The sequence below is a fragment of the Streptomyces sp. NPDC059788 genome (assembly GCF_042732265.1).
Classification (GTDB): domain Bacteria; phylum Actinomycetota; class Actinomycetes; order Streptomycetales; family Streptomycetaceae; genus Streptomyces.
Map to the genome: position 1 here is coordinate 1 of NZ_JBHWHY010000099.1, position 9,531 is coordinate 9,531.

Consider the following 9,531-nt stretch of genomic DNA (forward strand, 5'->3'; position numbering starts at 1 on the left):
ACCGGCCGCGGCCTGGGTGTGACCGATGTTGGACTTCAACGACCCCAGCCACAACGGGCTCCCCGCCTCACGCCCCTGGCCATACGTGGCCAACAACGCCTCGACCTCGATCGGGTCGCCGAGCTTCGTGCCCGTGCCGTGCGCCTCCACCGCATCCACATCGGTCGCCGACAGGCGCGCGTTGGCCAACGCCTGCCGGATCACCCGCTGCTGCGACGGACCATTCGGCGCCGTGAGGCCGTTCGACGCGCCATCCTGATTGACGGCCGTACCGCGTACGACGGCCAGCACCTGGTGCCCGTTCTTCCGCGCATCCGACAGCCGCTCCACCAGCAACATGCCCACGCCCTCACCCCAGCCGGTGCCATCGGCGGCAGCAGCGAACGCCTTGCAGCGCCCATCCGCCGCCAGGCCCCGCTGACGCGAAAACTCGATGAAACCGGAAGGGGTGGACATGACGGCCACAGCGCCGACGAGCGCCATGGTGCATTCCCCGGCACGCAGCGCCTGGACGGCCTGGTGCAGCGCGACGAGGGAGGACGAGCATGCCGTGTCCACCGTCACCGCCGGGCCGTTGAGGCCCAACTGGTAGGCGATACGCCCCGACATGATGCTGAGGGTGCTTCCGGTGAGCATCGTTCCCTCGACGCTTTCCGGTGCCTCCTGCACACGAGGGCCGTATTCCTGCCCCGTACCACCGATGAACACACCGGTTTCACTGCCGCGGAGGGCAGCCGGGTCGATGCCGGCGCGCTCCAGGGTCTCCCAGGCCGTCTCCAGCAGCAGCCGCTGCTGCGGGTCCATCGCCAGTGCCTCACGCGGCGAGATCCCGAAGAAGCCCGCATCGAACTGGGCCGCATCGTGCAGGAAGCCGCCGTGCCGCGTGTAGCTGGTGCCGGGCCGGTCCGGATCCGGGTGGTAGACCGATTCCATGTCCCAGCCGCGATCTGCGGGAAAGGGGGAAACCGCGTCGACACCGTTCGCCACCGTGTCCCACAATTCCTCGGGGGACTGCACACCGCCCGGGAATTTGCACGCCATGGCGACTATCGCAATCGGCTCATGGCTCTTCGACTCCAGATCCTGGATGCGCTGACGAGCACGACGGAGATCAGCAGTCATTCTCCTGAGATACTCTACGACCTTGTCCTGCTGCTGCTCTTCTTGCACGACGTCACTTCCTCGGTGCGCGAAAGTTCAATTCCGGTTTTCTGCAGGATTCGGACCCTAGGAGAGGTCGAATTCCTCATCGATGAGATCGAGCAGCTTGTCGACCGATGCGGTCTCGATATCGCGCTCGGGCTCGGACTCGGAAGGCCGGCCCGCTGCTCCGCGAGCGCCTTCCCGCAACCTCAGGACGATCATTTCCAGACGTTCCGCGATGCCCTCGGCGTCTTCGGCGCTGTTTCCGGAATGCGGCCACAGCACCGTTTCCAGCCTGTCGATCTCCTGCGCCGCCGACACCGGTTCGCCGGACACGGCGGAGCGCGGCAGCTTCTCGGAGAGATGCGCGGCCACCGCACTCGGTGACGGATAGTCGAAGACCAGGGCAGTCGGCAGACGCAGGCCGGTGCGGGCGTTGAGTCGGTTGCGCAGTTCGACCGCGGTGAGCGAGTCGAAGCCGAGTTCCTTGAACGCCCGGTCCGGCCCGACCCCCTGGAGCCCTTCGTAGCCGAGGACTCCGGCCACCTCGCCACGTACCAGATCGACCAGGAACCGGTCCCGCTCCTCTGGCGGCATCGCTACCAGCCGCTCCGGCAACGACGGCCCACCGGCCACGGCTCCGGCAGCCACGCTGCGCCGGACCCCGGTCCGTACGAATCCGCTCAGCAGTGCCGGCACTTCGTCGGCTGCCATCGTCCGCAGCGCGGGTACGTCGATACGGACGGGTGCGAGGAGAGCGTCGCCGAGATCCAGTGAAGCGTCGAAGAGACGCATACCCTCGGCATTGGAGAGCGGCAGTACACCCACCCGGTTCATACGACGCAGATCGACGTCGCCCAAGTGACCGGTCATCGCACTCGCCTCGGCCCAGAATCCCCAGGCCAGCGAGGTCGCGGCCAGGCCGAGCCCCGTCCGGTGGCGTGCCAGGGCATCGAGGAAGGCGTTGGCCGCGGCGTAGTTGCCCTGCCCGGCCGTACCCAGCACTCCGGCAAAGGAGGAGTAGAGGACGAAGGCGGAGAGGTCGAGGTCCCGGGTCAGTTCGTGCAGGTGCCAGGCCGCGTCCACCTTCGGCCGCAGCACCGTATCCACCCGCTCAGGCGTCAGCGAGGCCACCACACCGTCATCCAAGACACCCGCGGTGTGCACCACAGCGGTCAGCGGGTGCTCCCGCGGTATGCCCGCCAGCAGCTGCGCCAGAGCCTCACGGTCGGCGACATCACAAGCCGCCACCGACACCCGCGCACCCAGCCCGGACAACTCGCCCACCAGCTCAGCCGCGCCAGGGGCCTGTTCACCACGGCGGCTGACCAGCAGCAGGTTCCGCACGTCATGCTCGACCACCAGGTGACGTGCGGCGAGTGCGCCCAGACCACCGGTACCACCGGTGATCAGCACTGTGCCCGCCGCATCCCACACCGGCCCAGCCGACTCACCAGGAGCAGACGCACGCGTCAGGCGCGGCACGCGCAACTCGCCTGTCCGGATCGCCACTTGTGGCTCTTCGGCGGCCATCGCCTGCGGCAGGGCCGGTGCGGACTGTTCGTCACCGTCGAGGTCGATGAGGACGAACCGGCCCGGGTTCTCCGTCTGAGCCGTCCGCAACAGCCCCCACACTCCGGCGGACGTGAGATCCACGTCGCCGTTTGCCGGTACCGCGTTCCGGGTGATGATCACCAGCCGGGAGTCGGCGAACCGTTCCTCTGCCAGCCATTGCTGCACCAGCGCCAACGCTTCCAGCGTCACCGCCCGCGCACCAGCCACCACATCCGCATCCGCATCCGGAGCACTCGACGGCACGACGGCGCACACCCACGGCGGCACCGCACCACCCGCCGCTACCGACGCCAGATCCGGGAACGATGCAGCACCGTCCATACGAACGTGCGCGTTTGCGCCCACCATCGCCACCGCGTCAGGTTCAACCGCCCGGCCGGCAGAAGCCGGCGTCGCGACCCAGTCGACCCGGAACAGCGAAGCAGCAGTGTTCGTGGCCGCCTGCCGCAGCGCGTCTTCAGCCACCGGCCTCGACACGATGGCCTTCACACTCACGACCGGTGAGCCGGACGTGTCCGCGGCAGTCAACGCGAACGTGTCCGGGCCGGACGGTGATATATGGACGCGGAGCGCGGTGGCCACGCCGGCGTGCACGGTCACGCCGGACCACGAGAAAGGAAGACTGAGTTCACGATCCGTGTGCACCACGCCGGGGAGCAGCGGATGCGTCGCGGCGTCGAGGAGGGCGGGGTGGAGGATGAACTCCTCGGCCTGGGCGTGCTGGTCCTGGGGAAGTGCGACCTCGGCGAAGATCTCCTCACCACGCCGCCAGACACGACCAAGGCCCTGGAAAGCAGGACCGTAGCCATAGCCGCGCTCAGCCACGCGCTCGTAGAGACCCTCGCTGTCCACCTCAACCGCACCCGCCGGCGGCCATACGGTCAAATCCGCTGCCGCACCCGGCTCGGCGGCAGCAGCCGTGAGCAGGCCCGAGGCATGCAGAACCCACTCGCCATCGATGTGATCCGGGGTCTCCGGGCGGGAATGGACACTCAGCTCACGACCGCCTGCCGCGTCGGGGGCGCCGACGGTGACCTGGACCGTGACCGCACCGTCCGCCGGCAGCACCAGCGGCGCATGGAGCATCAACTCCTCAATACCCGCGCACCCCACCCGGTCGGCGGCAGCAACAGCCAGCTCCACAAACCCTGTCCCCGGCAACAACACCGTTCCCAGCACCGCATGACCCGCCAGCCACGGATGCGAACGCAACGACACCCGACCCGACAACACCAGACCACCGCTGCCCGCCAGCTCCACCACCGCACCCAGCAACGGATGACCCCCACGGCCCAGACCCGCCGCCACCACACCAGCGCTACCGCCATTGCCATTGGCGGAGGCATCCAGCCAGAAACGCTCACGCTGGAACGCATACGTCGGCAAACCCACCACCCGCGCCCCCGACCCCACAAACAACCGATCCCACGCCACCTCCACACCCCGCACAAACACCTGCGCCACCGACACCAACAACTGACCCAAACCACCCTCACCACGCCGCAACGAACCCACCACCACCCCCGACGACACACCCACATCCTCCAGAGTCTCCTGCACCGGAACCGTCAGCACAGGATGCGCACTCGACTCGATGAACACACCGAACCCCTCCGCCGCCAAAACCCGCACCGCATCCTCAAACCGCACCCGCTCCCGCAAATTCCGATACCAATACCCCGCATCCAACGCCACCTCCCCCAGCCAATCCCCCAACAGTGACGAGAACATTGGAATACGTGGCACCCGCGGCTCAATGCCGGCAAGGACCTCCGCCAGCTCCGATTCGATCGCCTCCACATGCGAGGTATGCGACGCGTAATCCACCGGCACCACCCGCACCCGCACCCCCTCGGCCTCCCACACCCGCTGAAGACCCGCCAACGCCTCCACATCACCCGCCACCACCACCGACCCCGGACCATTAACCGCCGCAACCTCCACCCCAGCGGCACCCTCAGCCCCGGCCTCGGCCTCGGCCAGGCGCGTTTCCACCGCCTCCAACGGCAACGACACCGACATCATCCCGCCACGACCCGCCAACGACGACGCAATCGCCCGACTCCGCAACGCCACCACACGCGCACCATCAGCCAACGACAAACCCCCCGCCACACACGCCGCCGCAATCTCCCCCTGCGAATGCCCCACCACCGCATCCGGCTCCACACCCAACGACCGCCACACCGCAGCCAACGACACCATCACCGCCCACGACACCGGCTGCACCACATCCACCCGATCCAACGACGGCGCCCCCACCACACCCCGCACCACATCCAACACCGACCACCCCACCAAACCACCCAACACACCATCACACTCCGCCATCACCCCCGCAAACACCGACGACTCCCCCAACAACCCCGCCGCCATCCCCACCCACTGCGCACCCTGACCCGGAAAAACAAACACCCGCTTACCCACCGAACCCACCACACCCGACACCACACCCACACCCACCCCACCACCAGCCAACACCCCAACACCCGACAACAAACCGTCCCGATCCGACCCCAGCACCACAGCACGATGCTCAAAAACCGACCGCGACGACACCAACGACAACCCCACATCCACCGGATCAAGATCCGCACACGCGCCCGCCAGCCGACCCGCCTGTTCCACGAGCGCACCCGCAGAATGGCCCGAGACCACCCACGGCACCACCGGCAGAACCTGCTCGACCGCTACCTCAGCGGGAGCCTCCACCACCGGCTGTTCGAGGATGACGTGCGCATTGGTACCGCTGACACCGAACGACGACACCCCCGCCCGCCGAGGACGCCCGGCCTCCGGCCACGCCCGCGACTCGGTCAGCAGCTCCACCCCGCCGGCCGACCAGTCCACGTGCGGACTCGGCGCATCCACGTGCAGCGTCTCGGGCAGCACGCCCTCCCGCATCGCCATCACCATCTTGATCACACCCGCCACACCCGCAGCCGCCTGCGTATGACCGATGTTCGACTTCAACGACCCCAGCCACAACGGACGCCCCGCCTCACGCCCCTGGCCATACGTGGCCAACAACGCCTCCGCCTCAATCGGATCACCCAGACGCGTCCCCGTACCGTGCGCCTCCACCGCATCCACATCCACCGCCGACAGACGCGCATTGGCCAACGCCTGCCGGATCACCCGCTGCTGCGACGGACCATTCGGCGCCGTCAAACCATTCGACGCACCATCCTGATTCACCGCCGAACCACGCACCACAGCCAGCACCTGATGCCCGTTCTTCCGCGCATCCGACAACCGCTCCACCAGCAACATGCCCACACCCTCACCCCAGCCGGTGCCATCCGCGGCAGCAGCGAACGCCTTGCAACGCCCATCCACCGCCAAACCCCGCTGACGCGAGAACTCCACGAATGCCCTGGGGGTGGCCATGAGGGTGACTCCGCCGACGAGTGCCATCGAGCACTCGCCGGAGCGCAGGGCCTGAGCTGCCAGGTGCAGCGCCACCAGCGACGACGAACACGCCGTGTCCACCGTCACCGCAGGACCAGTCAGCCCCAACTGGTAGGCAATACGCCCCGAGACGACGCTCGCCGCGTTGCCGGTGACGAGGTATCCCTCGGTGTCTGCCGAGGCCTTGGTGGAGAGGGTGGAGTAGTCCTCGCCGTTACCGCCGACGTAAACGCCCACGTCCTGGCCGCCGAGCGAGGCCGGGTCGATGCCGGCGCGCTCCAGGGTCTCCCAGGCCGTCTCCAGCAACAGCCGCTGCTGCGGGTCCATCGCCAGTGCCTCACGCGGCGAGATCCCGAAGAAGCCCGCATCGAAGTCGGCGATGCTCTCCATGAATCCGCCCTCACGCACGTAGCTCTTGCCCGCGCGTTCCGGGGAGGGGTCGTACAGCCCGTCGATGTCCCAGCCACGGTCCGTCGGGAAGGGCGACATCGCGTCCGTGCCCGTGGCCACCAGCCGCCAGAGGTCCTCGGGGGAGGACACCCCGCCCGGGAAATGGCACGCCATGCCGACGATGGCGACCGGCTCATCGGCTCCGACGGTCGTCGTGGCGGTGACGCGTTCGGCCACCTGGGCGGAGCCGTCGAGTTCCGTGCCGAGGTAGGCGGCGAGCGCCTTGGGCGTCGGGTGGTCGAAGACGAGCGCTGCCGGGAGCGTCAGTCCGCTCGCCGTGGCGAGCTTGTTGCGCAGTTCGACGGCGGTGAGGGAGGTGAAGCCGAGGGTCTGGAACTGGCGGTTGACGTCTATGAGGTCCACGGTCGCGTGGTTGAGGACGGTGGCGACCTGAGTCCGTACGAAATCGAGCAGCGCGCGCTCGCGCTCCTCCCCGGGCAGCCCTGCCAGCCGACGTTCCAGGGCGGAGGCACCGCTCTGCCCCACGCCACCCGTCGTGGCGGTGCGCCGTGTGATACCGCCGGCGATTCCGCGCAGCAGCGGGGCCAGGTCTTCGCCCTGCGCCCGCAGCGCTCGGACATCGAGCCCGGCCGGAACGAGCACGGGGCGCCCGTGCTCCAGAGCCATGTCGAAGAGCGCCATGCCCTCCGTGTCACCCATCGGCGTCACACCGGTACGCACCAGTCTTCGGAGTTCGGTCTCCGACAGTTCACCGGTCATGCCGCCGGACTCGGCCCAGAATCCCCAGGCCAGCGAGGTCGCGGCCAGGCCGAGCCCCGTCCGGTGGCGCGCCAGGGCATCGAGGAAGGCATTGGCCGCGGCGTAGTTGCCCTGCCCGGCCGTACCCAGCACTCCGGCAAAGGAGGAATAGAGGACGAAGGCGGAGAGGTCGAGGTCCCGGGTCAGTTCGTGCAGGTGCCAGGCCGCGTCCACCTTCGGCCGCAGCACCGCATCCACCCGCTCAGGCGTCAGCGAGGCCACCACACCGTCATCCAGGACACCCGCGGTGTGCACCACAGCGGCCAGCGGATGCTCCCGCGGTATGCCCGCCAGCAGCTTCGCCAGAGCCTCACGGTCGGCGACATCACAAGCCGCCACCGACACCCGGGCACCCAGCCCGGACAACTCACCCACCAGCCCAGCCGCGCCAGGGGCCCCTTCACCTCGGCGGCTGACCAGCAGCAGGTTCCGCACGTCATGCTCGACCACCAGGTGACGTGCGGCGAGCGCACCCAGACCACCGGTACCACCCGTGATCAGCACCGTCCCCGCCGCATCCCACACCGGCCCAGCCGGCTCACCAGGAGTAGACGCATGCGTCAGGCGCGGCACCCACACCTCATCGCCGCGCACCGCCACCTGCGGCTCGCCGGCAGCCAACGCCAGCGACAGAGCGTCCACGGACCGTTCATCAGCGTCGAGATCGACCAGGACGAGCCGGTCCGGATTCTCCGCCTGAACGGACCGCAGCAGGCCCCGAACCGCGGCCAGCGGCAGATCGTCCTCTGCCTCGGGGCCGGTCGCCCGGCGCGTGACCACCACCAGGCGTGCGCGGCTGAACCGTTCCTCCGCCAGCCAGTCCTGCGCCAGGGCAAGCGCGCGGTGTGTTGCCGTCCGGGCTGCGTCGGGTGCGTACTCGTCCTCATCCGCTGGTTCGAGAGCGGCAACGACGACAGCCGGGACAGCGGCCCCGTCGTCCATGGCTGCGATCAGGGTGGGGAGGTCACGGTAAGAGGCGGGGAGCGAGAAGGCGGGCCCGTCGCCGAGTACGGCCCAGTCCTCGATGCCTTCGGGCTCACGGTCCACGGTCGCCCGTACCCATTCGACCGCGAACAGCGAATCCGGTCGCCCGGCGCCGGCCGTACGCAAGGCCTCCGGCGAGAGCGGCCGTACGGTCACGGCGTTCGCCGACACGACCAGCGCGCCTGCGTCATCGGCCGCGGTCAGTGCGAAGGTCTCCAGGCCGGTCGGGACGAGCCGCACGCGCAGCGCCGAGGCGGCGCGGGCGTGCACCCTGACATCGGACCAGGACGATGTGAGCCCGGCCGGGCCGGCTCCGGGCGACGTGGCCGACATCAGCGGGTGCAGTGCGGCGTCGAGCAGAGCGGGGTGGAGCACGAACGCTTCGGCACCGGACGCTTCCGCCTCGGCCAACGCCAGCTCGGCGAACAGTTCCTCGCCACGCCGCCAGACCCGCCGTACGCACTGGAAGGCGGGGCCGTAGACGTACCCCTCCGCGGCGACCAGCTCGTAGAGGCCGGTCGCGTCGGTCTCGGTCGCGTCCGCAGGCGGCCATACCGTCAGATCGGTGGCGGGCACACCGCCCGCCCGGCCCAGTCGTCCTGAAGCGTGCAGAGTCCAGGAGCCTTCGGTGCTCCCGTCCTCAGGACGTGAGTAGACGCCCATCTCGCGCCGGCCCTCGCCGTCCGCTGCGCCGACGACCACCTGGACCACGACACCGCCCTGCTCCGGGAGGACGAGCGGGGCTGCCGGCGTCAGCTCTTCCACGTTGCCGCAGCCCAGACGGTCCCCGGCGACGACCGCGAACTCCACGAACGTCGCGTCCGGCACGACCACGGTGCCGAGCACCGAGCAGTCTCCCAGCCAGCCATGTGACTGCAACGACAGGCGGCCGGTCAGCACGAGGCCCTCGCCGCCCGCGAGCTCGACCGCGGCACCGAGCAGCGGATGCCCGGCTGTCACCAGCCCGGCAGCCGTTACATCGCCTGCGTCTGCCGTGCTCTCCAGCCAGTAGCGCTGGTGTTGGAAGGCGTAGGTGGGCAGATCGACACGGCGGGCCCCGGTGCCGGCGAACACAGCCGCCCAGTCAACAGGAACCCCCCGGACATAGGCCTGTGCCAGAGCCGACAAGAACGCCAGCGGCTCCGCACGGTCGGAGCGCAGCAGGGGGACGGCGGTCATGGCGTCCGGGTGCGAGGCACAGGCCGCCAC

The 9,531-nt window shown here is 69.1% G+C and carries 2 protein-coding genes; both read right to left on the minus strand.

Annotation, left to right across the window (positions count from 1 at the left end; all coding sequences use genetic code 11):
- Positions 1-1,170 (minus strand): beta-ketoacyl synthase N-terminal-like domain-containing protein (locus tag ACFV57_RS42240; protein ID WP_385244485.1); only part of this gene is annotated, 1,170 nt, incomplete at its 3' end.
- Between the two features lie 57 nt (positions 1,171-1,227).
- Entirely contained in the window at positions 1,228-9,501 is an 8,274-nt protein-coding gene (locus ACFV57_RS42245) for an SDR family NAD(P)-dependent oxidoreductase (RefSeq protein ID WP_385244489.1), read from the minus strand.
- Positions 9,502-9,531: the final 30 nt, after the last annotated feature.